The sequence below is a fragment of the Christiangramia echinicola DSM 19838 genome, from assembly GCF_000423065.1.
Lineage (GTDB): Bacteria > Bacteroidota > Bacteroidia > Flavobacteriales > Flavobacteriaceae > Christiangramia > Christiangramia echinicola.
Map to the genome: position 1 here is coordinate 137,260 of NZ_KE383973.1, position 24,067 is coordinate 161,326.

The window sequence follows — 24,067 nt, forward strand, 5'->3', positions numbered from 1 at the left end:
CATTAAATGTATGAATATGTATTGAATCTGAAATTTTTTTCGGAATTTCTGCAACGCGAGACTTTTCGTTTCGTCTTTAAAGTGAACTAACCCATCAAAAACTAAAAAATTGATACAGCATAAGCTAATAGAAGCTTGTAAGCAGAACAGCCGGAGGGCTCAACTAAAGCTGTACAACAAATATTGTGACGGGATGTATTATGTCGCCTTAAGATTCATGAAAGATTCTATGGAGGCAGAGGATGCAATGCAGGAAGCATTTATTAAGGCATTCGCAAAATTACATCAATTTAATGGCGAGGTTACCTTCGGGGCCTGGTTAAAAAGGATCGTCATCAATAAGTGTTTAGATAAGTTGAAAGCTAAGAAACTGGAACTGGTTGCAATTAACGAACAAACGCTGGGAACGGAGGAAGATGAGAATAACTGGCAGGTTGAAGACGGAATTGGTGTGGAAGAGGTTAAAGAAAAAATGGAAAATCTACCCGAGAAGTATAAGTATCCTTTGATGCTTTATCTGGTAGAAGGTTATGATCATGAGGAAATTAGTGAAATATTGAATATAACACAGGTAGCCTCGCGCACATTAGTACATAGAGGAAAGAAAAAACTACAGGAAGAACTTAAAACATTAAGCAATGGGACAGGATATTAGAGAAATGTTTCGAAATGAGGAGCATGTGGGAAAAGAAAAGCTTAGCAGGGGGCATCAAAAAAGGTTTGAAGCTAAATTGAATGAAGCTTTACCGGTTAAGCGCAAGAAAAGGAATTTAAGCAGTTTCCTTCAAATAGCTGCTGTAATTGTTGTAGCCCTGGGAATTGGTGCATTTTTCCTGTTCAATAATGGAGATAACCCGATTCAGAATACAAATCAGATAGTTGAAACTCCAACTGAAGAACCTGTGAACGAAGCGAATGTTCCAATTAATGAATACAGGTTGAGCGATGTTTCTCCTGAATTTAAAAAGATAGAAGACTATTATATGGCAAGTGTAAATATTCAACTTGCTAAACTGGATATGACCCCAGAGAACAAAGAACTTATAGATGCATTTATGAAGAAGCTGGAAACCCTGAATCAAGAATATATCGCATTGAATGCGGAAATTCAGGATACCGGTATTAATGAAGAAACTGTTGAGGCTATGATCGCGAACTTACAGCTGAGACTGGATCTTCTTAAAAAATTGAAAACGAAATTAAACGAAATTGAACAATCAAAAGACAATAGACATGAGAACTATCAAGCTTAAATATGTGATGTTATCACTGCTTTTTATCACTGCGGGTAGTTTTGCTCAGACTAAGAAGTTGAGTAAAACCTATAAAACCTCTGCTAATGTGAATGTAGAACTCGATTCCCGTCATACCAATATCATCATCGAAAACTGGGATAGGAACGAGGTACAAATAGAAGCTTATCTCGAAGGGGATACAGGTGATAAAGAGAATACTAAGAAATTACTCGACTACTGGAAGCTCAAAACTTCATCATCTAACGATCGTGTAAGAATTGAATCTGGTGGTGGCACCTATAATATGGACATGGATTTGAATATAGACATGGCCGCACTTGAAGGATCTTTATCAGAATTGCCAGATATGTTAGGGCCTTTAATGGAAAATCTGGTTGGGCCTATTCTGAATAATATTGCTGAAAACCCGCTTCCTCCTGGTTTTGCAGAAGATATGAAGGGTATGAAATTCGATTACGAAGCTTATAAAAAGGATGGCGATAAATACCTGGAAAAATGGGAAGCAGATTTTGAAAAGAAATTCGGAAAGGAATATGAAGTGAAAATGGAGAAATGGGCTGAAAAAATGGAGAAGAACTCTGAAAAATGGGAGAAAGAATATGAAGTAAAGATGGAAGCTTGGGGTAAAGATTTTGAAAAAGATATGGAGGCCTGGGGTGAAGAGTTCGGTAAGAAAATGGAAGCCTGGGGTGAGCAATTTGGAAAACAATTTGAAGCTCAGATGGAAAGTGGAGAAAACCGCGTCTTTATAATGGAAGATGGAAAAGGAGTTAAATCTAAAAAGACAATTAAACTTAAGATCCCAAAAGATGCTAAACTGGAACTTAATGTTCGCCATGGAGAGCTTAAACTTGGGAGTAATATAAAGAACCTGAAGGCCGACCTTTCTCACAGTCGGCTTTCAGCTAACCGAATCTCTGGAAAAAACACGAATATAAAAGCGGCTTATACTCCGGTGAAGGTAGCATACTGGGACTACGGTGTGCTTTCTACTGATTTCGTTAAGAATTGTAATCTGGATAAAGTAGTTAGCATCAAACTGGAATCTAATTCCAGTGACGTTGTGATCAATGAACTTCAGAAAACTGGAGTTCTTGCAGGGTCCTTCGGAAAACTTGATATCAAAAATCTTGGTTCTGGGTTTGAAACTCTAAATATAAGTCTGGAGAACAGTGATCTGGAGCTGAATGTACCAGATACGGCCTTTAATTTCAATTTTAATGGAATGCAAAGTTCAATTAAACATCCTTCAGGTTTGAAATTAAAATCTACCAAGTCTTATGATAATGAGATCCTTAATGGGTACAATAAATCCAGGGAAGGGAATTCTAATATCACTATAAAAGCAAATTTTAGTGATGTATTGATAAATTAAAACTTAGCCATTACATTTGGCTCCTTAAGCTGAATGACATGCAAAGTTTTTCTGATTTTATTAATGAATTGACGATAGGCTTCACGCCGGTAATAGGAGGGGAGTATAAGAATGAGGATTACGCTTATATAGATCTTTCAGAAAATAATAGAGATCTACTAAGATTAGAGGTTGCTTCTTCGGAAGCATTTTCCATATTCATAGGGGAGTTCCTGAAGAATAGAAAGGCGAAAGCTGCCTATGGAGGATATAATGAACTACGCACCCTTTACAACCGGAGCGAATTATTCAATAATACTGAAGCTAATCGTAATATACATATAGGCCTTGATGTCTGGGTTCCTGCCTTTTCTGATATTATAAGTCCGTTGTCGGGTACAATCCATAGCTTCAGGGATAACGATAATTTTGGCGATTACGGGCCAACCATCATCCTGGAACATTTAGAAAAAGGGAGAACTTTTTTTACGCTTTATGGACATCTCTCGCGCAATTCACTAGTAGATCTAAACGAAGGTGACGAAGTGAAAGCGGGTGAAAAGATAGCCGAGCTTGGAGATTTTGATGAAAATGGTGATTATGCACCACACTTACATTTTCAGATCATGGAAAATATGAAAGGTATTACGGGTGATTTTCCCGGAGTGGTAAAAAAAGAAGATCTGGACAATTATTTAAAGAACTGTCCAGATCCTAATTTGTTACTGAAGATTTAAAGATTATTAAGTCAGGTTTCAACGTCACCCTGAATTTATTTCAGGGTCTTTATGTAGAGATGCTGAAACAAGTTCAGCATGACGTGTTTAAGATGAGATTCTTGATTACGAAACTTTTGTCATTTCGAAGAAGCAAAGCGACTGAGAAATCTCTTAGGAGTTTTACTGTATATTATTTAAAATTCTTTCACATCAGATTTCTCCCGATGGTCGAAATGACCTAAGTGGTGTAAAAAGTACTGTCATTTCGAAGAAGCAAAGCGACTGAGAAATCTACCTTATAAAATGTCTCTTTCTAAAAACTGCCACTCAGGATTAAAGTCCCCGATCAAATTTAATTTCTTTTCTCTTCTCCACTTCTTAATCGTTTTTTCTCTGATTATAGCTTCAGATGCATTGTTGAACTTTTCGAAATATATGAGATGATAACAATTGTACTTACCTGCAAAAGAAAGTTTTGAATGGACGCTATCCCTGTAATGTTGATCTAGCCGAATGTTTAGGTTATTTGTAATTCCTATATATAGAACTGACCTTTTTTCATTAGTGACGATATAAACAAAATAATCTTGCATATCAGATTTCTCCCGTTGGTCGAAATGACCTCATTAATTAAAGTACTGTCATTTCGAAGAAGCAAAGCGACTGAGAAGTCTCCTGGGTTTTACTTTTAAATCTTTCAAAATTTTTAGGTAACGTTGAATTTATTTCAGGGTCTATATGTAGAGATGCTGAAACAAGTTCAGCATGACGTGTTGAAGATGAGATTCTTGATTACGAAACTTTTGTCATTTCGAAGAAGCAAAGCGACTGAGAAATCTCTTAGGAGTTTATATTAAATTCTGAAAAAGCTTAATTTTAGTTTTAGTCGTCACCCTGAATTTATTTCAGGGTCTCACATTTGAACTACTGAATCCAGTTTAGCATGACGAACTTCATATGTTTTATTTTTTCTTCACAAAATATGCAACTATAGCCGAGGTAACAACACCAACCACAAGAGCAAAGAAAAAAGACTGGATTACATAAGAAGTTAGATTAAAATATTCTTCTGCTGCTTCCTGGGTCATAGCACCACTTTCAACTGAATAAGCTATCACATTGTCAAAATAATCTGGCGTGATAAATTCATGAGTTACATATTGAGCCAGGGGTGATAAAATAGCTACTACAATGCTTATCACAATCCCCGAAATGAATCCCTGAGTCCAGGTCATTGTTCCGTTAAAATAATTCTTACGTTTATCCAGTAACGCCAGGACATACAGTGCAATAGCAATTATTGCAAAGAAATTGGTATAAATTGCGTGTTGGGCTATGTTCTCATCATGCCATCCCAGGCCTTTTTCCAGGAACATCCAAACAAGAGATACAAGGCTGAAGATGATCCCCCATTTAATTTCAATAGAATACTTTTTCATTGGTTTGATTGATTGGTTTGAATGTTAAAATTAGCAAAATAAGTTTATAGCGTATTAAAAAATAAAAAAGACCGTCTGAAAAAGTTTTTCAAACGGTCCTGTGATGAAATTCCTAAAAAGTAGATTATGCGTCTTCGTTCAATTTTTTTGTGGCGAAGAACCCGGCGAATAATCCCAGACCTGCTAAAAGAAAAATCGTTCCCGGGTATGCTACCTCATCATCTACACCCATATTCATTACGAGTAAATTGGCAATAAAAATCCCAATACCTATTCCAGCAAGTAATAAAGCCAGATTTAAAACAATAACTTTCCAGATGGGAGTTACATGTTTCTTTTTGCTATAAAAAATACTTGCGTCTGCTCCTTTATCTATAAGAGCAAGACGTTCCCGATTCCTAGCGGAAATGTATAGATAAAATATTCCGAAAATTGTTCCGAAAATGATTGGTAATACAATGACTTCTGATCCCATGATTTCTTAGTTTTTAATGTGAAAATAATGTTCGTTTGCTATTAGGACGCCACGAGTACCAGACCGGTTACAAAAAAGCGTAAATTTATTTTGAAACTTTTTGTAACCGACCATCGATTAGTGTCGTCACAGTACATAATGATCAAAAACTCTGACCAATATTTAATAGATAAAACTCTGGAAGGAGATACCAGCGCCTTTGGAGAGCTGGTAGATAGGTATCAGAATTTTGTGTACACCATTGCGATCAGGATTTTAAAGGTTAGTGAGGAAGCTGAAGAGGTTGCACAGGATAGTTTTATAAAGGCTTATGATTCTTTGAAAACATTTAGAGGAGATGCGAAGTTTAGCACCTGGTTATACAGGATCGTTTACCATAAGAGTTTAGACAGGGTTAAGATGAATAAACGTCATAGAGCGTATGAGATTAATGAAGAGATCACAGATGATAGTTTAAATCATATTGAGAATGGACTGGAATTCATGCTAAGTGAAGAAAGGACCGGGATTATTAAAAGATGCATTTCAGAATTACCTGCAGAGGATGCAGTGATCATTACCTTATTTTATTTTGAAGAACAATCTGTGAAAGAGATCTCAAAAGTGACAGATCTTACAGAAGACAATATTAAAATTAAATTGTATCGTAGCAGGAAGAAGCTATTTTCGTTATTAGAAAGCTACATCAAACCAGAAATATCAGACAGAAATGGAAAAGCAATTTAACAAGGAAGACCGGCTGATGAAAAGCTTGCTGAATGAAGCAGGAACTGAAAAGCCGTCAGGAGACTTTAAAAGTCGAATAATGATGAAGGTGGAGGCTAGAAATGCGGAGATCAAACCTTATAAGCCTCTTATTTCAAAATCTGTCTGGTGGACCATAGCGGCAGTATTTGCTATTACCAATATAGGAGTATTTTATATGAATTCAGACATTTCTTTTGCTGGTTTTACCAGTTACCTGGATTTCGAATTTCCGCATCTTTTTGATATGCCTAAGATCAATCTTTCCAGAACTATGCAATATGCAATTGCCTTTGTAGCGCTGTTCTTTTTACAGGTTCCTTTTTTGAAAAGGTTTATGGACAGGGAGTATAGGTTGTAAGGAATTAACCGAAGATTAGTACGATAATCAAATTGTGATTAAATTTTTTTTAATGTCACCCTGAACTTAATTCAGGGTCTCGAAATAGATGCTGAACCAAGTTCAGGTTGGTAAAAAGAGGAAGTTGTAGCACTGAGCCTGTCGAAGTGCATTATTGACGGATAATTATGAAATTCTATTTCGTTTATATTCTTAAGTGCAGTGATGCTTCTTACTATGTAGAGATGACTTCTAATTTGGGAGAGAGAATGAATCAGCATAATGCCGGGGAATTTCCGGAAGCGTATACATATAAAAGAAGACCAGTGAAGATGTGGATAGAACAATTTACAGATCCTAAATTAGCATTAGATCAGGAAAAACAAATCAAAGGTTGGAGCAGAAGAAAGAAAGAAGCTTTAATAAAAGAGGATTGGGAAAAATTTAAAGAGTATTCTAGAGATTATACTCAATTCGGCAAACCAGATTGAAAATTCAAACCGGACTTCGACAGGCTCAGTCCTGCATTTAGTTTGAGAAAAACACTCTATATCAATACTTAACTAAGGACCGATTTAATTATTTAAATTAATTTTAGGAGAATAACCTCACCCTGAACTTGATTGAGGGTCTTATGATAGATGCTGAATCAAGTTCAGCATGACGGTTTATGATCAACCTCACCCTCAATTTATTTAAAGATCTCTATATGTGATGCTTATTTAAGTTCAGGATGGTAAAAAAGAGGAATTTGTAGCACTGAGCCTGTCGAAGTGCTTAGTTGACGGATTATTATGAAATTGTATACGGTTTATATTCTTAAGTGCAGTGATGCTTCTTACTATGTAGGGATGACTTCAGATTTGGGAGAGAGAATGAATCAGCATAATTCGGGTGAATTTCCGGAAGCGTATACATATAAAAGAAGACCAGTGAAGTTGATGTGGATAGAACAATTTACAGATCCTAAATTAGCATTAGATCTGGAAAAACGAATCAAAGGTTGGAGCAGAAAAAAGAAGGAGGCTCTTATAAAAAAGGATTGGGAAAAACTGAAAGAGTATTCTAGAAATTATACTCAGTTCGGCAAACCAGATTGAACATTCAAATCGGACTTCGACAGGCTCAGTCCTGCATTTAGTTTGAGAAAAACACTCTATATCAATACTATCAATACTTAGTTTAGTACCGATTTATTTATCGGCTTTAATTTTAGGAGAATAACGTCACCCTGAACTTGATTCAGGGTCTTACGAAAGATGCTGAATCAAGTTCAGCATGACGGTTTTAATATGATTTCATTTAGACGGAATAAAGAAAGTCCTGAAGCTATGAACTTCAGGACTTTTTAATTTTATAATATATCTAATGTCTATTCATCTACAAGTACCCAATCTCCTTTGTCCAGAAGTGGAATAGCCTGTTTGAATTTCATGGTCTTGTTTTCACCACTCATCACATTCTTGACGGTCACTTTATCGTTTCTACCAATCTTTGGTCGGTCTCTTACGATTGTTTCCGTGATCTCAGGTTGCTGGCGCTGAGTGTTCCCCGCAGCCCTGCTTTGAGCAGCTCTTTCGTCAAGATTAGGTATATCTTCCTTAGTGGTTTCTACTTTTTCTTTTTGTTTCGTCTGGCGGGCTTCATGAATACTTGGTGCTCCGCTTGACGGAATTTCTCCTTTGAAAAGGAAAGACATCACATCACGATTCACATTTTCAAGCATAGCTTTAAATAATTCAAAAGCCTCAAACTTATAGATCAATAAAGGATCTTTTTGCTCATGCACGGCCAGCTGAACACTCTGTTTCAACTCATCCATTTTTCTTAGGTGAGTTTTCCAGGCGTCATCAATAATAGCCAAAGTAATATTCTTTTCGAAATCCTTGATAAGTTGCTTACCTTCTGTCTCGTAGGCCTTTTGAAGATTTGTAACAACCTGAAGCGTTTTAGTGCCATCGGTAAATGGAACTGAGATTCTCTCGAAATTGTTTCTCTCATCTTCATGAACCTGCTTGATAACCGGGAAGGCACGCTCAGCATTATGAGACATTTTCTCATCATAATGCTTATAGGCAGCTTTATAAACCTCACCAGCTAGCTTCTGAGCATTCATTTTTTTGAATTCTTCTTCTGAAACAGGAGAACTCATAGAGAAATTCCTGATCAGCTCAAATTCAAAATTTTTGTAGTCATCTGCAGCTTTGTTCGTTTCTGCAATAGATTCTGAAATATCAAAGATCATATTAGCAAGATCCACACGCAGTCTTTCTCCGAATAATGCATGGTAACGACGTTTGTAGATCACCTCACGCTGCGCGTTCATCACATCATCATACTCCAGCAACCTCTTACGAACACCAAAGTTATTTTCCTCAACTTTCTTCTGCGCTCTCTCGATAGATTTTGAGATCATCGAGTGCTGAATAACTTCACCTTCCTCAAGACCCATACGGTCCATAAGTTTAGCGATTCTTTCAGAACCAAAGAGACGCATCAGGTTGTCTTCCAGCGACACATAGAACTGAGAGCTACCTGGGTCTCCCTGACGACCTGCACGACCACGTAACTGGCGGTCTACACGTCTGGAGTCGTGACGCTCTGTACCAACGATCGCAAGACCACCGGCTTCCTTCACTTCTTTGCTTAGCTTAATATCGGTACCACGACCTGCCATGTTCGTAGCGATCGTTACAATACCAGATACACCAGCTTCGGCAACAATATCAGCCTCTTTTTTATGCATTTTCGCATTCAGAACATTGTGAGGTACATTCCTAAGTTTCAGCATACGACTCAGTAATTCTGAGATCTCTACTGAAGTTGTACCAATAAGTACCGGTCTTCCCTTGCTGGAAAGGTCGGATACATGATCTATAACTGCGTTATATTTTTCTCTTTTGGTCTTATAAACCAAATCTTCCTTGTCATTTCTTGCAATAGGTCTGTTCGTTGGAATTTCTACAACATCCAGCTCGTAGATCTCCCAGAATTCACCTGCTTCGGTAACCGCAGTACCCGTCATACCGGATAGTTTGCGATACATTCTGAAGTAATTCTGAAGGGTTACTGTAGCAAAAGTTTGGGTAGCATCCTCGATCTTTACATTTTCCTTTGCCTCAATCGCCTGGTGAAGTCCGTCACTGTAACGACGACCTTCCATGATACGACCGGTTTGCTCATCGACAATTTTTACTTTATTGTCCATCACCACATACTCGGTATCCTTTTCGAATAGAGTATAAGATTTAAGCAATTGTCGTAAAGTGTGAATACGCTCACTCTTAACGCTATATTCCCTGAAAAGTTCTTCTTTCTTTTCCGCCTCCTGTTCAGGTTCAAGGCCTTCGTTCTCGATCTTGGAAATTTCCATTCCAATTTCAGGCATTACGAAGAAATCCGGATCATCTTTACCAGAAAGGAATTCAATCCCTTTATCGGTAAGATCTATCTGGTTGCTTTTCTCTTCAATAGTAAAATACAATTCGGCATCAACCTTTGGCATTTCACGGTTGTTGTCCTGCATGTAATGATTTTCGGTTTTCTGAAGCAATTGCTTTACACCTTCCTCACTCAGAAATTTAATAAGGGCCTTGTTTTTAGGCAAACCTCGATAAACTCTCAATAACTGAAAACCACCTTCTTTAGTGTCACCTTCTTTAATAAGCTTTTTGGCATCTGCAAGAACCTTAACAAGGTATTTACGCTGCACTTCTACGATATTTGCTATCGCAGGTTTAAGCTCCATAAATTCGTGAGTATCACCTTTCGGCACAGGTCCGGAAATGATCAAGGGCGTACGAGCATCATCAATAAGTACAGAATCGACCTCATCGACGATGGCATAATTATGCGGTCTCTGTACCAGATCATCTGGTGCGTGAGACATATTATCCCTAAGGTAATCGAAACCAAACTCGTTGTTGGTACCGTAAGTAATATCGGCATTATAAGCCTTTCTACGTGCCGCAGAATTAGGACGGTGATAATCTATACAGTCTACACTTAAACCATGAAACTGGAAAATTGGTGCCATCCATGCGCTATCACGTTTTGCAAGGTAGTCGTTAACTGTTACCAGGTGAACCCCATTTCCTGTTAGTGCATTAAGATACATAGGCAAGGTAGCTACAAGGGTTTTACCTTCCCCAGTTTGCATTTCGGCAATTTTACCCTGATGCATGGCAACACCACCAATTAACTGAACATCATAATGTATCATATCCCAGGTCACCGGCTTTCCTGCGGCATCCCAGGAATTACTCCATATGGCGTAATCATCTTCTAAAGTAACATAATCTTTCTCTGCCGAGATCTCACGGTCAAAAGTTGAAGCTTTTACTTTAAGTTCAGTGTTATTTACGAATCTTTTTGCGGTCTCTTTTACTGTAGCGAAGGCCTCTGGAAGGATCTCATTTAGAACAGCTTCAGAGATCTCGTAAGATTTATCTTTTAGAGCATCAACTTCAGCATAGATATCTTCCTTTCGGGTGATATCATCAGTTTCATCTGCCTCTATATTTAAAGAAGCTATCTTTTCTTTTACTTCTTTGGTTGCTTCAGCGATCTTTGCTTTGAATTCAGAAGTCTTAGCTCTAAGTTCATCAATGCTAAGCGCTTCAAATTCAGACTCAAGAGCCTTGATTTTATTTACTATGGGTTGTATTTCTTTAACATCTTTCTTCGACTTGTCGCCGACGAAAGCTTTTAATACAGAATCTAAAAAACTCATATTGGTTTTTTTATTTAAAGGGGTTCAAATTTAAGCAAAAAAAAAGCCTCATGAATGAGACTTTTCCCTATTTTTTGCGTGTTGTCAATTTAATATTCGTCCTCATTCCAGAGGTAGTCATCATCTGTTGGATAATCTGGCCAGATCTCTTCAATAGAATCATAAGAGTCGCCCTCATCCTCTATAGCCTGAAGATTTTCCACAACCTCTAGCGGAGCTCCGGTTCTGATTGCGTAGTCTATTAACTCATCTTTTGTTGCCGGCCATGGGGCATCACTTAAATAGGATGCTAATTCTAAAGTCCAATACATTGATTAATCGGGTTTTAAATTTTGGCAAAAATAATTTTTTTACCGTAATAGCCAAGAAAAAAATCTATTATTTGTGCAATAATAATAAGAACATAACAATTAACCGAATTTTTTGCTGATTTCGCAAGTATAATTTCAGAATTGAGAAGGATTCAGGATTTTTTTGGGATCCATTGAATTTCTTCAGCTTGTAATTGTTTAGACAACATCCGTGCCAGCACAAAGAGGTAGTCTGAAAGTCGGTTTAAATAGATTAGAACTCTATCGTCAAAAGCTTCAATGTCATATAAAGCGCTGGAAAGTCTTTCGGCCCTGCGGCATACACAGCGTGCTATGTGACAGAATGACACGCTTTGATGGCCTCCTGGTAGAATGAAGTGCGTCATTTCCGGTAGTTCTTCATTCATTTTATCCATGGCTTTTTCAAGCTTTTCCACATCTTCATTAGAAATCTTCGGAATATCAAGGCGGTCCTTACCATTCTTTAATTTCTCTTTTTCCGGATCTGTGGCTAAAACTGCCCCGATCGTAAAAAGCCGATCCTGGATTTCAACCAACAACTCCCTGGTGCTTTTATCGGTATCCTGATCTCGTAACAGGCCTATATATGAATTAAGTTCATCTACCGTTCCGTAGCTTTCAATTCTAATATGATGTTTCGGGACGCGGGTACCACCAAACAATGAAGTAGTGCCTTTATCGCCTGTCTTTGTATATATTTTCATCTGTTGTATTTAATTCTTTTTATTGGTAAGCTGAAATTTGCAACAATTATCCCGATCGATTTCGAGAACTGCTAATAGCTAATTCCATTTATTTTTTTAGTAGCCTAAAGTTACAAAGAATAGATAGGCCAGAAAAGATTTCTGCCTATTAGGAGGGTAGAAAAAAGAATTATTTTATGAGAGAATCAGATTCGTTCTCCTTTTTTCTCTGATGATACCTTTTTCTAAAGTTCCTGTTTTTACGTTGCTTTTTAATTTTTCTGGCTCTTCCAGAATTCCAGATAAAATATGCAAGAAATACAGCGATTATGGTAAGATAAATCCAGGTTTCCTGGTCCAGATCGATCATTATGATTTGTTTATATGATCTAATATAAGAAAAATGAAGAAAATAACCGAAGGGTTAAGTTTCTGATTAAGAATGTTCAACCATCTTCTTTTTCTCATCACTCTCAACCATTCCATCTTTAAGGCGGATAATTCTATGTGCATGCTCGGCAATATCTTCTTCGTGGGTTACTAGGATCACCGTATTACCTGCTTTATGGATATCATCAAAAAGGTTCATGATCTCTACCGAAGTTTTCGAGTCAAGGTTACCTGTTGGCTCATCTGCAAGGATGATAGAAGGTTTATTTACCAATGCACGCCCAACAGCAACACGCTGTCTTTGCCCCCCAGAAAGCTGGTTAGGCTTGTGATCCATTCGATCTGCAAGACCTACACTTCTAAGAACTTCTTCTGCACGTTCCACACGCTCAGATTTAGAAGCGCCAGCATAGATCATGGGTAAGGCTACATTATCAAGAGCGGTAGTTCTTGGTAATAAGTTGAATGTTTGAAAAACAAAACCGATCTCTTTATTTCTAATTTCGGCAAGCTCATCGTCACTCATTTTACTGGCATCCTTTCCGTTTAAAATATAAGATCCGGAAGTTGGAGTGTCCAGACAGCCTAAAAGATTCATTAAAGTAGATTTTCCGGAGCCAGAAGGCCCCATAAATGCGACATATTCACCACGCTCTATATCCAGGTCTATACCTTTTAAAACTTTAACTACTTCCTGTCCCAGCGGAAAATCTCTGGTGATATTACGAATCTCTATTACTTTACTCATGAAGACTGAATTTTCAATGGTATGACGTGAATTTAGGTTTTTTGTTACACAAATTTGGTAATTGAGTGTTTCAGTTCATTTTTTCCATTGATGAAAAAACGAACCAAAAAAATCTAGGCTTACGAAAATTGAGCTGAATTTATTGTTTAGCACCTAAATTTTAGGAACTCGCTCTGCTCAGACAGCCTAAAATTTTAAGGTGCTTTCACTTCAAATTCTATGCTGAATTTTCGATAGGCCGCCAATTATCGGTATCGAAAGGAGTTCAGAATTCAATACTGAAAATATTTAAACTCTGATTGTAAAATGCTGTTTTACCTGTTCTTTTCTGAAAAACACCAATCCCCATTGAAAGGTATCTATAGTAACCTGAACTTTAGGATTAGATTTAATCTCTTCCCAGGCTTCTTCCATTTCGGGTGACCAATGGATATCATCAAAAATAAAGACAGAATTATTGTGAGCGGTTGGAAGCAGTTTAGAGAAATAATCTAGAGTAGCTTGTTTTTGATGGTTGCCATCGAAATAAATAAGGTCGAATTTTTCTGAGGTTTGAGGTTTATTGTTTGTGGTTTGTTGTTCTATATTGGAGCTTAGCTGAGAAATAGCGGTTTCAAACTGGACCTTTATCAGCTGAATATTATTGAGGTCATATTTTTTGATCTGCTGCCTTGCAATTCGGGCTGATTCTTCACATCCTTCGACGGTAATAAGCTGGGTGGCTCTGTTTGAAGCGATTGCCGAGGAGGCAATTCCCAATGAAGTTCCCAATTCTAAAGCGTTTTTGATATTGAGATAATTGGTGAGTCTATAAAGTAATTTCGCCCGGTGCAATGTGATACCCGCATTTTTAGCAATAGAAAATACAGGTCTTTGATTTGATTTAAATACCCTGCTTCCTGCGCCAAAATCTTTCACCTCAATTTGATCCTTATTGCTTAATAGGTCATTCCGGTAGTTTTTAATGAGTTTATATTCTTTATAATCTGATCTATCATAAAAACATTTCGTTACCATATCATAAACAAAAGGGGAGTGGATTCCGTGTTGGTTCTGGGACCTGAAAAGGAAGATTAGGTAGGATTTGAGTTGGAAGTACATTATTGTTATCTGGCAAATTAGTGGAAAGTGGAAAGAGGATAGAAGGATTTTAATTGGATCTTTTACTTTTCAAGTAATATTGCAGACTTCTAATCATTTTTAGAAGTTCCAGTAATATGTTGCGTGCTTTAAAGTTTTCTTCCTGGGTGATATAATTTCTGCGATTGGCTATGGTTGCGCAGGTAACACATTCCCTGACGGAGCCTTCAGCAATTTGAAGGTAGCGATGAAACTGGGCATCAGAATCACCTGATCCTTCCGCTGTGTTCAGGGCTATTGACACGGCCGACCTGGTAAACTGAGAACTTAATCCATACTTTTCCTTATCTGGAAAATTAGAAGTAATTAGGTATACAAGGTCAACAAAATCTAATGCTTTCTGGTAAACCTTTAAATCTTCAAAATTAAATTTTACCTCTTCCATTTGAATAAAATTTAAACTATTTATTTTTTCTCATTTTCTTCTACATTCCTTTTTCCTCTTTCCCCTTTCCACTATTCCCCAACGCACAACGCACAACTTTCAACTACGATTCCAACTTTTCCAGCAGCTCAAACCACCGCTCTGTTTTGCTTTCAATATCATTTTCGATCTCCTTTAATTTCATTGAGTTTTTAGCAATTTCATCACTATCCATTTCTTCCAGAAATCTTTTCTGAATGTCTTCTTTTTTCTTTTCTAGTTTGGCGATCTCTCTTTCCAGTTTGCTGTATTCCTTTTTCTCGTTATAACTTAAAGAGGGGCCAGAACTGTTAGATTTGAATTCCTTTTTCTCTTTTTTAGATTGAGAATTATCCGAAACTGATTTTTCGGCCTTTGGCTTTGAGGCCTCGTATTCTCTATAGTCGGTATAATTGCCCGGGAAATCTGTGATCTCTCCTTTTCCTTTAAAAACAAAAAGGTGATCGGTGATCTTATCCATAAAATATCTGTCGTGAGAAACCACGATGATACAACCTGGAAAATCCATCAGGAAGTTCTCGAGTACATTCAGGGTAAGTACATCAAGATCGTTCGTAGGCTCATCAAGAATTAAGAAGTTTGGATTCTGAATAAGGACGGTACACAAATACAGTCTTTTCTTTTCCCCACCACTGAGTTTTTCAACAAAATCGTATTGTTTTTTTCTGGTAAATAGAAAACGTTCAAGAAGTTGTTCGGCAGAGATATGTTTTCCTTTTTTAAGTGGAATGTAATCTCCAAATTCCTTGATAACCTCAATAACCTTTTGTCCGGGTTTTATTTTGATACCCTTCTGAGTGTAGTATCCAAATTTCACCGTTTCCCCAATCACTATCTTCCCGGTATCCGGTGTCATATTACCGGTAAGCATGTTCAGGAATGTTGATTTTCCAGTTCCATTCTTACCTATAATTCCCAGGCGTTCGCCCTTTTGAAAAGTATAGTTGAAACCTTTGATAAGTTCCTTTCCACCTAATTCTTTAGAGATATTATGAATCTCTACGATCTTACTTCCCAGGCGTTCCATATTTAGTTCCAGCTGAACTTTATGGTCTAATCTTCTTTGGCTGGCTCTGTGCTTTATTTCATGAAAATCCTCAATACGGGATTTAGATTTTGTAGTACGGGCTTTGGGTTGGCGACGCATCCAATCCAGTTCTTTTTTATATAATTGCTGAGCTTTATCTGTATTGGTAGCTTCAAGCTGATGCCTCTCTTCTTTCTTATCCAGATAATAGGAGTAGTTACCTTTATAAGTGTACAGCTTCCCGTCTTCTAATTCTATGATCTCATTACAAACTCTTTCCAGGAAATATCTGTCGTGAGTCACCATGAATATTGTGAAATCCTGTTTTTTGAAGTATTCTTCCAGCCACTCGATCATATCCAGATCAAGGTGGTTGGTAGGCTCATCCAGGATGATGAAATCCGGTTTTTTCAATAGCATTCTGGCAAGTGCCAAGCGTTTTTTCTGCCCTCCGGAAAGGTTTTTAACAACAGCCTGCAGGTCTTCCAGGTTTAGTTTAAATAGAATTTGTTTGAATTCAGTTTCGAAATCCCAGGCATTATTTGCCTCCATAGCATCCATGGCTTTTTGAAGCGCATCAGCATCCTCAGGATTTTGCAGAGCTTTCTCATATTGCGCCACCACCTTAAGCGTTGGGTTCTCGCTGGAAAAAATACTTTGCTCGATGGTGAGTTCTGGATCCAGATCTGGTTCCTGAGAAAGAAAAGCTGCGCGAATATCATTCCGGTAGATCACCTGACCTTCATCGGGAGAATCGGTTCCGGCCAGAATATTCAACAGGCTGGTCTTCCCGGTTCCGTTTTTAGCGACAAAACCAACTTTCTGATCTTTGTTGATTCCGAAGCTTATATTTTCAAAAAGCCCGCGTTCGCCGTAGGATTTGGCTATATTTTCTACTGAGAGGTAATTCATGTTTTGTAGTGTCGGTTATGTGTTATCCGTTCCAGGGTCAAAAGTACGAACTAAGAATTATCAATTGATAATTGAAAATGGATAATTGTGCAGGAGTTATTGGCTTTTAGGTTAATGTGATTTCGACCACTTCGACTCCGCTTAGTGAAGGCGCCGTAAGAAATCTCAATGGAGTGAGCAAAATTATTGAGATTTCTCAGTCGCTGTGCTCCTTCGAAATGACAGTTACAATGAAGAATTAGCAATTGTGGGTGGTGTGTTTTCCGTTGTTGGTTATAGATAAGTTGAGAGGCTGAAACGAGTTCAGCATGACGTTTAAGTGGTGCGTCACCCTGATTTTATTTCAGGGTCTCTTTTTGGTTCTGATTAGAGATGAGATTTCTCACTTCGCTACGCTTCGTTCGAAATGACAACAGCAATTGGCATTTATCAATCAACAATGATCAGTTTAGGTTGTTTGGTGTTTGTTGTTTGTGGTTTGGATGACAGGATGAGATTTCTCAGTCGCTGTGCTCCTTCAAAATGACAGTTACAATGAAGAATTAGCAATTGTGGGTGGTGTGTTTTCCGTTGTTGGTTGTAGATAAGTTGAGATGCTGAAACGAGTTCAGCATGACGTTAAAGTGGTGCGTCACCCTGAATTCATTTCAGGGTTTCTTTTTGGTTCTGATTAGAGATGAGATTTTTCACTTCGCTATGCTCCGTTCGAAATGACAGCAGCAATTTTTATATAACAATAAACAATGATCCGTTCAGGTGGTTTGGTGTTTGTTGTTTGTGGTTTGGATGACAGGATGAGATTTCTCAGTCGCTGTGCTCCTTCGAAATGACAATTACAATGAAGAATTAGCAATTTGGGGTTATACCTTCTCAATTGTCTGTTATGGGTTTTGATTCTTTATGCTGAATCTGTGGATGAATGTTAGTTGTCACTCTGAGTGCAACGAAGAGTCTCTTAATAAACGGCGTTTATTTCTTTTTGATTTTTCAATTGATCACTATTCGGTTGTTTGTATGAGATTTCTCAGTCGCTCTGCTCCTTCGAAATGATAGTTACAATGAAGAGTTAGCAATTGTGGGTGGTGTGTTCTCCGTTGTGGGTTATAGATAAGTTGAGATGCTGAAAAGGTTCAGCATGACGATTAAATATGAACGTCACCCTGAATTTATTTCAGGGTCTCTTTTTGGTTCTGATTAGAAAAGAGATTTCTCACTGCGCTTCGCTTCCTTCGAAATGACAATTCCACTGAGTAATAATCATTAATCAATTATCAGTTTAGGTTTTCTGTTTTGTGTTTCGGGTGCATTGGTTATTTTTTTAAATGGGATGCAGGACTATGGATAAATATTTATTAATCCTTAGATGTATTAAGAGTTAGGGAAATAGAGTACCGGTTTGTTTCAGGAGGAAATTATTTAAATATTTCCTCTATTTCTGAAGTGGATAGTCCGGTATAATTACAGAATTCCTGCAAAGATATGAACTGCCCGGGCTGCTTACGCAGATCGGTTTTTATTTTTCTCAATAAGCGTCGCGAGTAGGTTTCACTTCGGCCGGTTAGAAGACAAACATCTGCAGGGTAAATACAAATCCTTTTCATCTTTAATAATTTAGGTTAATTACAAGAGAGGGGGTAGGGCGATATCTTGTTTAGCTAATTTATATAAAATCAATGGATTGCAGTCAGGGGATTTTTCCGGTTTATGGTTTTTTAATAGTGTCTATTGTGTGTTTTGGGTTTTCAGTTTGTGGTTTGGGGTTTGCCTGTTAGGATGGGATTTCTCACTTCGCTGCGCTCGTTCGAAATGACAGTTTCAATGATCTATCAGCCGTTTTGGGTTATTTGTTCCCAATAGTTTGTTGTGGTTTAAGTTTTATGAGAGAATTATCAATCGCTATGCTTGTTCAAGATGACGAGTTTATCATTTGCCATACTGAGCCTGTCGAAGTATGAGCAAGAGCGATTAGCGTTTATCAATTAACAATTATCGGTTTAGGTTGATTGTTGTTTGTGGTTTGTAGTTTGGATGGCAGGATGAGATTCCTCTCTTCGCTGTGCTTCTTCGAAATGAGGACAGCAATTAGTATAAGTGAATTAGTACTTAACAATGATCATTTATTTAGGGTTTTTCTGGTGAAAAGGGAGGGCTGATCCTTCGACAAGATCAGGATCTTTAGACTTAGTATTTAAAATGATCCAGTGAGCATTATTGACTGGGATGGAGTTTTTATCTTAAGCTAGCGAAGGACTGAAATAGAGAGAAAGCATAGGGAAGATATAGGGAAGGTATAGATATACCTGCTATGAGGTAGCGTATTTACTGATGTTTTCCGAAATGTTAGTCGGTCAAAATAGACAGAAACGACCATTCTGGTACAAAACGTTCAGTAATTAACAAAATGGACTAAAACAGCCAGAATGGAGCAATTCAGCCAAAATGATAGTCAGGGTTTCCGGGAATGAAAAGAGCCATTTAGATTTGAAAATTATTAATCAATTAAAACCATAAAAAATGGCAAGAAACAACGGTATTTTAAAAATTGAGGGAACCCTCCAGGATCTGACCTTTTATAAAGGGCAGGACGGTTACCTTGTGAAAACAAAGAGTGGCGTTTCGCGCAAGAGGATTCTACGGGACCCGGCATTTGCAAGAACAAGAGAGAATTTAGCGGAGTTTACGGACAGTGCGAAAGCCGGCAAAATGCTGCGGCTGGCAATGAATGAACTTATGCAGCAAGCCAAGGACAACCGGGTTACCAGCAGGCTCATGCAAAAGATGTCCGGTATTCAGAAGCTGGACAGCGTAAATTTACGTGGAAAGCGCACGGTACAGCAGGGTCTGACCACAGAAGAAGGGAAAGCATTGCTGGAGAACTTTAACTTTAATGAGCGTGCACCGATGGAGTCGATACTGCTGGCGCAGTATAACGTGGATGAACAAAACGGGGATATCAGTATTGCAGGATTTATCCCGGGATTGAATCTGTACAAACCTGAGGGCGCAACCCATGTAAGCCTGAGGTCAGCTTTTATCTCGGTTAATTTCAGCACCGGAAAATTTTCGGGAGGGGTGAGTCCGGCAGAGAACCTGATCATTGATATGAGCAAGACAGATGTCTTACTTGTACCCGACAGTGTTCCCAGTGGAGCGGGAAATGTTTTTATCCTGTTACTTGTAGAGTTCTATCAGATGGTGAACAACACGCAGTATCCTTTACGAAACGGAGCGCATAATTCGCTAAGTATACTTAGTGTAGGTTAAAAGATGAAGCGGGATTTTTTATTAACCCTGTCCGAAAGGATGGAGGTTTTTTGTTTATGGTTTTGTTTTATGTTGTCTGTTGTGGGTTCTGGGTTCTGGGTTCTGGGTTTCCTGTGAAGTATTTATGAATTGGAATTTAGAAGGAGATTTCTCAGGCACTCTGCTTCTTCGAAATGACAAACAAATCTGTTGTTCATTTTTATATGACCGTTAGTTGTTACTCTTAGTGCAACGAAGAGTCTTTTAATATACGGGGTTAGCTTCTTTTGTACTCTTTTGATCACTATTCGAATGTTAGGATGAGATTGTTCACTTCGCTGCGTTTAAAATGAATATTTATTTTTTGCCATACTGAGCCTGTCGAAGTATGAGCAAGTTCGATTAGCGTAAGGAAGATTTTCAGAGAAAGAAGATTTCTTTTTACTTTTTCTTTTTCCTTGATGAAAAAGAAACAAAAGATCAAGGCTTACGAAAGTTTTCCTGATTTTATAGCTTAGGATCTAAATTTTAGGAACTCGCCTTCCAATGTTCAGGATATTAAAAGCTTTCTAGTTGGCTCAAACAGCCTAAAATTTGACGATCCTCTCACTTCAAAATCTATGGAAATCTTTCGATAAGTTTGGATTCTTAATTATTATCTATAGAGTGTTGAGATGCTGAATCGAGTTTAGCATAAAAGTTATGTAGGGACGTCACCTTGAATTTATTTCAGGGTCTCTTTTTGGTTCTGATTAGAAAAGAGATTTCTCAGTCGTTGTGCTCTTTCGAAATGACAGCAGCAATTTTTATATATCAATAAACAATGATCCGTTTAGGTGGTTTGGTGTTTGTTGTTTGTGGTTTGGATGGTAGGATGAGATTTCTCAGGCGCTCTGCTCCTTCGAAAAGACAATTACAATGAAGAATAAACAATTGTGAGGTGGTGTGTATTCCGTTGTGGATTATAGATAAGTTGAGATGCTGAAACGTGTTCAGCATGACGAATAAATATGAACGTAACCCTGAATTTATTTTAGGATCTCTTTTTGGTTCTGATTAGAAAAAAGATTTCTCACTTCGTTCGAAATGACGAATTTAATATTTGCCATGCTGAGCCTGTCGAAGTATGAGCAATAAACAATGATCAATTAGCAATTTGGGGTTAACCTTCTCCTTTGTCTGTTATGGGTTCTGATTCTTTATCTTGAATCTGTGGATGAATGTTAGTTGTCACTCTGAGTGAAACGAAGAGTCTCATAATAAACGGGATTAGCTTTTTTTTAATTTTTTCAATTAATCACTATTCGGATGGCAGGATGAGATTTCTCAGTCGCTATGCTCCTTCGAAATAACAATTACAATGAAGAATTAGCAATTGTAGGTGGTGTCTTCTCCGTTGTGGGATATAAATCTTCTGAGATGCTGAAACGAGTTCAGCATGACGTTAAAGTGGTGCGTCACCCTGAATTTATTTCAGGGTCACTTTTTGGTTCTGATTAGAGATGAGATTTCTCACTTCGCTGCGCTCCGTTCGGAATGACAACAGCAATTGGTATTTATTAATTAACAATGATCAGTTTAGGTTGTTTGTGGTTCGTAGTTTATAGGTGGTAGAATACTCACATCGCTACGCTTCGTTCGAAATACAAATTTACCATTTGCCATATTGAGCCTGTCCAAGTATGGGCAACAGCAATTAAACTTAGACACTTATCAATGAGCATGGATCTAATTATCAAAAGGGGAAGGTGCTGTAATAAGTTCAGTATGAGGATTAAAAATAAAAGCCACCTGAATTTAATTCAGGGTCTTTTTAAAGAGCACTGATATATCTTTGGAGGTCTTTTCGACCCCAGGGAGAAATCTTTGAATTAAGAAATTAGAAAAGAATTTAAAATTTATATTTCTCTTCCGGGAAAGTTCAAAATTTATACATTGTAAAAGATTTTGTTAAGTTCAAAAATTTATATGAAAAAAGCCTTAATTACAGGAATTACCGGACAGGATGGTGCTTACCTTGCAGAACTTTTATTATCAAAAGGATACGAAGTTCATGGAATTAAAAGGCGCTCCTCGATGTTTAACACCGCAAGAGTTGATCATCTTTATCAGGATCCGCATGAAAAGAATGTTCGCTTCAAAATGCATTTCGGTGATCTTTCAGATTCTATGAATCTTACGCGAATTATTCAGGAAATACAACCAGATGAGATTTACAACCTTGGAGCTATGTCCCATGTTAAAGTAAGTTTTGAAACCCCTGAATATACAGGTAATGTAGATGGGCTGGGTACTCTTCGAATTCTTGAGTCTGTAAGATTGTTGAACTTAGACAAAAAGACACGGATTTACCAGGCATCAACCTCGGAATTATATGGAAAAGTACAGGAAGTACCTCAAAATGAAAAAACACCGTTCTATCCTCGTAGCCCTTATGGGGTTGCCAAATTATATGCCTACTGGATCACAGTTAATTATCGCGAGGCCTATAATTTATATGCCTGCAACGGCATACTTTTTAATCACGAATCCCCAATTAGGGGAGAAACTTTCGTAACCAGAAAAATTACCAGGGCAGCAGCCAGAATAGCACTTGGAATGCAAAATTGTCTTTTTCTGGGAAATTTAGATGCGCGACGCGATTGGGGTCATGCCAAGGATTACGTAGAGGCTATGTGGTTAATGCTTCAACAGGATAAAGCCGATGATTACGTGATCGCGACCGGGGTTACGACATCAGTTAGAGAGATGGTGAAAATGACCTTTTGTGAATTAGGAATTGAATTAGAATTCTCGGGTATAGGCACAAATGAAAAGGGGATAGTTATTTCTTGCACTAACTCAGATTATGCATTGAAAAAAGGACAGGTTATTATTAGGATAGATCCTGAATATTATCGACCTACTGAAGTAGATCTGTTAGTAGGAGACGCGACTAAGTGCAAAGAAATGCTCAATTGGCAACCAAAATATTCATTAGCGGAACTTATAAAGGAAATGGTGAAAGCCGATCTCAATTTTTTTGAAAAGGAGCAATATTTAAGAGAGGGTGGGCATAGTACCTTAAATTATTTTGAATAGTTATGGAGAAAAATGCTAAGATCTATATCTCTGGACATAAAGGCATGGTTGGTTCAGCAATAATTAGAACTTTAAGAAGTAAGGGGTACAAAAATCTTATATACCGAACTTCAAAAGAATTGGATTTAACTAATCAATTAGCGACAAAAGATTTTTTTCAAAAGGAAAGTCCGGACTATGTTTTTCTTGCGGCTGCTAAGGTTGGCGGTATAGAGGCTAATAATAAATATAGAGCGCAATTCCTGTATGAGAATTTGATGATTCAGAATAACGTGATTCATCAAAGTTATAAGTACAAGGTTAAAAAACTACTTTTTCTTGCCTCATCCTGTATTTATCCTAAATTTTCTGAACAGCCCATAAAAGAAGAATATTTACTTTCCGGAAAATTAGAGCCTACCAATGAGGCCTATGCTATCGCTAAGATTGCTGGAATTAAAATGTGCGAAACCTATAATTATCAATATGGTTGCAATTTTATTTCAGCGATGCCTACCAATCTTTATGGACCTAATGATAATTATGACCTGAAAAATTCTCATGTTTTACCTGCTCTTTTGAAAAAATTTCATAAAGCGAAAATGAATAAAAGTGATTCTGTAAAAGTTTGGGGTTCCGGTGCGCCAAAAAGAGAGTTTTTGCATGTAGATGATCTGGCCGACGCTTGCTATTTTATAATGCAGGAATATAATGGCAGGGTAAGCTTAAATATAGGAACTGGAGAAGATATAACCATTAAGGAACTTGCACAGCTTATTAGAAATATAACAGGTTTTAAGGGAGGTATTAAATGGGACCTCGATAAGCCAGATGGAACACCAAGAAAATTATTGGATGTTTCTTTAATTCATAAATTAGGTTGGCATCATAAACTGAATCTAAAGGAAGGTATAAGCCAGGTTTATACTGAAAAATTTCATTCTGATAATTGATTTGGATTAGAATAAAATAGAATACTTATGCTATGAGTATGCAGATTTATTGGACATTATTTTATTATTTGCCTGTAAAAACTATATTTGTTAAAA

Annotated in this window: 23 protein-coding genes; 11 read left to right on the forward strand and 12 right to left on the reverse strand. The window is 37.5% G+C overall.

Going from position 1 to position 24,067, the window contains the following annotated elements:
• Positions 1-109: 109 nt before the first annotated feature.
• From G530_RS0115900 to G530_RS0115915, 4 genes are read left to right on the forward strand one after another with little or no spacing between them, the layout of a single operon-like run.
• The gene (locus G530_RS0115900; RefSeq protein ID WP_026935470.1) at positions 110-655 is read left to right on the forward strand and encodes an RNA polymerase sigma factor; all 546 of its coding nucleotides are present in this window, start codon (positions 110-112) and stop codon (positions 653-655) included.
• On the forward strand, positions 639-1,253 hold the full coding sequence (locus tag G530_RS0115905) for an OST5 family protein (protein WP_026935471.1): 615 nt from the start codon (positions 639-641) through the stop codon (positions 1,251-1,253). Before G530_RS0115900 ends, G530_RS0115905 begins: the two co-directional genes overlap by 17 nt.
• Positions 1,234-2,631 (forward strand): hypothetical protein, encoded by a 1,398-nt coding sequence (locus G530_RS0115910; protein ID WP_026935472.1) that lies wholly within the window; start codon positions 1,234-1,236, stop codon positions 2,629-2,631. Before G530_RS0115905 ends, G530_RS0115910 begins: the two co-directional genes overlap by 20 nt.
• Before the next feature lie 38 nt (positions 2,632-2,669).
• A complete protein-coding gene (locus G530_RS0115915) occupies positions 2,670-3,347 on the forward strand; it encodes a peptidoglycan DD-metalloendopeptidase family protein (RefSeq protein ID WP_026935473.1) in 678 nt (225 codons plus the stop codon).
• A gap of 278 nt (positions 3,348-3,625) precedes the next feature.
• On the opposite strand, the gene G530_RS0115920 is transcribed toward G530_RS0115915, so the two are convergent.
• From G530_RS0115920 to G530_RS0115930, 3 genes are all read right to left on the reverse strand, one after another.
• The gene (locus G530_RS0115920) at positions 3,626-3,922 is read right to left on the reverse strand and encodes a GIY-YIG nuclease family protein (protein ID WP_026935474.1); all 297 of its coding nucleotides are present in this window, start codon (positions 3,920-3,922) and stop codon (positions 3,626-3,628) included.
• A 369-nt stretch (positions 3,923-4,291) separates the two neighbouring features.
• Positions 4,292-4,768 (reverse strand): DUF4199 domain-containing protein, encoded by a 477-nt coding sequence (locus tag G530_RS0115925; RefSeq protein ID WP_026935475.1) that lies wholly within the window; start codon positions 4,766-4,768, stop codon positions 4,292-4,294.
• Between the two features lie 124 nt (positions 4,769-4,892).
• Entirely contained in the window at positions 4,893-5,243 is a 351-nt protein-coding gene (locus G530_RS0115930; RefSeq protein ID WP_026935476.1) for a DUF6249 domain-containing protein, read from the reverse strand.
• A gap of 138 nt (positions 5,244-5,381) precedes the next feature.
• Between G530_RS0115930 and G530_RS0115935 the strand changes: the two genes are divergently transcribed.
• The 4 genes from G530_RS0115935 (at position 5,382) to G530_RS0115950 (ending at position 7,427) form a co-directional block, all read left to right on the forward strand.
• The gene (locus G530_RS0115935) at positions 5,382-5,969 is read left to right on the forward strand and encodes an RNA polymerase sigma factor (RefSeq protein WP_026935477.1); all 588 of its coding nucleotides are present in this window, start codon (positions 5,382-5,384) and stop codon (positions 5,967-5,969) included.
• On the forward strand, positions 5,953-6,348 hold the full coding sequence (locus G530_RS0115940; protein ID WP_026935478.1) for a hypothetical protein: 396 nt from the start codon (positions 5,953-5,955) through the stop codon (positions 6,346-6,348). Before G530_RS0115935 ends, G530_RS0115940 begins: the two co-directional genes overlap by 17 nt.
• Before the next feature lie 167 nt (positions 6,349-6,515).
• The gene (locus G530_RS0115945; protein WP_026935479.1) at positions 6,516-6,818 is read left to right on the forward strand and encodes a GIY-YIG nuclease family protein; all 303 of its coding nucleotides are present in this window, start codon (positions 6,516-6,518) and stop codon (positions 6,816-6,818) included.
• A 303-nt stretch (positions 6,819-7,121) separates the two neighbouring features.
• Positions 7,122-7,427 (forward strand): GIY-YIG nuclease family protein, encoded by a 306-nt coding sequence (locus tag G530_RS0115950; protein ID WP_026935480.1) that lies wholly within the window; start codon positions 7,122-7,124, stop codon positions 7,425-7,427.
• 272 nt (positions 7,428-7,699) lie between these two features.
• Here G530_RS0115950 and secA read toward each other — a convergent pair whose 3' ends face one another.
• The 9 genes from secA to G530_RS17565 all read right to left on the reverse strand — a co-directional run bounded on the left by secA (position 7,700) and on the right by G530_RS17565 (position 18,316).
• Entirely contained in the window at positions 7,700-11,059 is a 3,360-nt protein-coding gene (gene secA / locus G530_RS0115955; RefSeq protein WP_026935481.1) for a preprotein translocase subunit SecA, read from the reverse strand.
• A gap of 89 nt (positions 11,060-11,148) precedes the next feature.
• The gene (locus G530_RS0115960; RefSeq protein ID WP_013070580.1) at positions 11,149-11,370 is read right to left on the reverse strand and encodes a DUF2795 domain-containing protein; all 222 of its coding nucleotides are present in this window, start codon (positions 11,368-11,370) and stop codon (positions 11,149-11,151) included.
• 152 nt (positions 11,371-11,522) lie between these two features.
• Positions 11,523-12,095, reverse strand: coding sequence for a cob(I)yrinic acid a,c-diamide adenosyltransferase (locus tag G530_RS0115965; protein ID WP_026935482.1), 573 nt, complete (start codon positions 12,093-12,095; stop codon positions 11,523-11,525).
• A 169-nt stretch (positions 12,096-12,264) separates the two neighbouring features.
• The gene (locus tag G530_RS0115970; protein ID WP_026935483.1) at positions 12,265-12,444 is read right to left on the reverse strand and encodes a hypothetical protein; all 180 of its coding nucleotides are present in this window, start codon (positions 12,442-12,444) and stop codon (positions 12,265-12,267) included.
• A 66-nt stretch (positions 12,445-12,510) separates the two neighbouring features.
• Positions 12,511-13,212, reverse strand: a complete 702-nt coding sequence (locus tag G530_RS0115975; RefSeq protein WP_026935484.1) for an ABC transporter ATP-binding protein — start codon at positions 13,210-13,212, stop codon at positions 12,511-12,513.
• A 288-nt stretch (positions 13,213-13,500) separates the two neighbouring features.
• Positions 13,501-14,313, reverse strand: a complete 813-nt coding sequence (locus G530_RS0115980; protein WP_026935485.1) for an O-methyltransferase — start codon at positions 14,311-14,313, stop codon at positions 13,501-13,503.
• A gap of 49 nt (positions 14,314-14,362) precedes the next feature.
• Positions 14,363-14,737, reverse strand: a complete 375-nt coding sequence (locus G530_RS0115985) for a four helix bundle protein (RefSeq protein ID WP_026935486.1) — start codon at positions 14,735-14,737, stop codon at positions 14,363-14,365.
• Between the two features lie 103 nt (positions 14,738-14,840).
• The gene (locus G530_RS0115990; protein ID WP_026935487.1) at positions 14,841-16,715 is read right to left on the reverse strand and encodes an ABC-F family ATP-binding cassette domain-containing protein; all 1,875 of its coding nucleotides are present in this window, start codon (positions 16,713-16,715) and stop codon (positions 14,841-14,843) included.
• Between the two features lie 1,412 nt (positions 16,716-18,127).
• Positions 18,128-18,316 (reverse strand): hypothetical protein, encoded by a 189-nt coding sequence (locus tag G530_RS17565; protein WP_084519502.1) that lies wholly within the window; start codon positions 18,314-18,316, stop codon positions 18,128-18,130.
• 913 nt (positions 18,317-19,229) lie between these two features.
• Here G530_RS17565 and G530_RS0115995 point away from each other — a divergent pair.
• From G530_RS0115995 to G530_RS0116010, 3 genes are all read left to right on the forward strand, one after another.
• Positions 19,230-19,979 carry a hypothetical protein gene (locus G530_RS0115995; RefSeq protein WP_026935488.1) on the forward strand — a complete coding sequence of 250 codons (750 nt, stop codon included), beginning with the start codon at positions 19,230-19,232 and terminating at the stop codon, positions 19,977-19,979.
• A 1,947-nt stretch (positions 19,980-21,926) separates the two neighbouring features.
• Positions 21,927-23,039: a GDP-mannose 4,6-dehydratase gene (gene gmd, locus G530_RS0116005; protein WP_026935489.1), complete on the forward strand. Its 1,113-nt coding sequence runs from the start codon at positions 21,927-21,929 to the stop codon at positions 23,037-23,039.
• Between the two features lie 2 nt (positions 23,040-23,041).
• Positions 23,042-23,971 (forward strand): GDP-L-fucose synthase family protein, encoded by a 930-nt coding sequence (locus G530_RS0116010; protein WP_026935490.1) that lies wholly within the window; start codon positions 23,042-23,044, stop codon positions 23,969-23,971.
• Positions 23,972-24,067 lie beyond the last annotated feature (96 nt).

What these genes read in the sequence shown, in the direction of transcription:
- G530_RS0115905 (WP_026935471.1), top strand. Translation starts at nt 639, where the DNA reads ATGGGACAGGATATTAGAGAAATGTTTCGAAATGAGGAGCATGTGGGA.
- G530_RS0115910 (WP_026935472.1), top strand. Translation starts at nt 1,234, where the DNA reads ATGAGAACTATCAAGCTTAAATATGTGATGTTATCACTGCTTTTTATC.
- G530_RS0115915 (WP_026935473.1), top strand. Translation starts at nt 2,670, where the DNA reads ATGCAAAGTTTTTCTGATTTTATTAATGAATTGACGATAGGCTTCACG.
- G530_RS0115920 (WP_026935474.1), bottom strand. Translation starts at nt 3,922, where the DNA reads ATGCAAGATTATTTTGTTTATATCGTCACTAATGAAAAAAGGTCAGTT.
- G530_RS0115925 (WP_026935475.1), bottom strand. Translation starts at nt 4,768, where the DNA reads ATGAAAAAGTATTCTATTGAAATTAAATGGGGGATCATCTTCAGCCTT.
- G530_RS0115930 (WP_026935476.1), bottom strand. Translation starts at nt 5,243, where the DNA reads ATGGGATCAGAAGTCATTGTATTACCAATCATTTTCGGAACAATTTTC.
- G530_RS0115935 (WP_026935477.1), top strand. Translation starts at nt 5,382, where the DNA reads ATGATCAAAAACTCTGACCAATATTTAATAGATAAAACTCTGGAAGGA.
- G530_RS0115940 (WP_026935478.1), top strand. Translation starts at nt 5,953, where the DNA reads ATGGAAAAGCAATTTAACAAGGAAGACCGGCTGATGAAAAGCTTGCTG.
- G530_RS0115945 (WP_026935479.1), top strand. Translation starts at nt 6,516, where the DNA reads ATGAAATTCTATTTCGTTTATATTCTTAAGTGCAGTGATGCTTCTTAC.
- G530_RS0115950 (WP_026935480.1), top strand. Translation starts at nt 7,122, where the DNA reads ATGAAATTGTATACGGTTTATATTCTTAAGTGCAGTGATGCTTCTTAC.
- secA (WP_026935481.1), bottom strand. Translation starts at nt 11,059, where the DNA reads ATGAGTTTTTTAGATTCTGTATTAAAAGCTTTCGTCGGCGACAAGTCG.
- G530_RS0115960 (WP_013070580.1), bottom strand. Translation starts at nt 11,370, where the DNA reads ATGTATTGGACTTTAGAATTAGCATCCTATTTAAGTGATGCCCCATGG.
- G530_RS0115965 (WP_026935482.1), bottom strand. Translation starts at nt 12,095, where the DNA reads ATGAAAATATATACAAAGACAGGCGATAAAGGCACTACTTCATTGTTT.
- G530_RS0115970 (WP_026935483.1), bottom strand. Translation starts at nt 12,444, where the DNA reads ATGATCGATCTGGACCAGGAAACCTGGATTTATCTTACCATAATCGCT.
- G530_RS0115975 (WP_026935484.1), bottom strand. Translation starts at nt 13,212, where the DNA reads ATGAGTAAAGTAATAGAGATTCGTAATATCACCAGAGATTTTCCGCTG.
- G530_RS0115980 (WP_026935485.1), bottom strand. Translation starts at nt 14,313, where the DNA reads ATGTACTTCCAACTCAAATCCTACCTAATCTTCCTTTTCAGGTCCCAG.
- G530_RS0115985 (WP_026935486.1), bottom strand. Translation starts at nt 14,737, where the DNA reads ATGGAAGAGGTAAAATTTAATTTTGAAGATTTAAAGGTTTACCAGAAA.
- G530_RS0115990 (WP_026935487.1), bottom strand. Translation starts at nt 16,715, where the DNA reads ATGAATTACCTCTCAGTAGAAAATATAGCCAAATCCTACGGCGAACGC.
- G530_RS17565 (WP_084519502.1), bottom strand. Translation starts at nt 18,316, where the DNA reads ATGAAAAGGATTTGTATTTACCCTGCAGATGTTTGTCTTCTAACCGGC.
- G530_RS0115995 (WP_026935488.1), top strand. Translation starts at nt 19,230, where the DNA reads ATGGCAAGAAACAACGGTATTTTAAAAATTGAGGGAACCCTCCAGGAT.
- gmd (WP_026935489.1), top strand. Translation starts at nt 21,927, where the DNA reads ATGAAAAAAGCCTTAATTACAGGAATTACCGGACAGGATGGTGCTTAC.
- G530_RS0116010 (WP_026935490.1), top strand. Translation starts at nt 23,042, where the DNA reads ATGGAGAAAAATGCTAAGATCTATATCTCTGGACATAAAGGCATGGTT.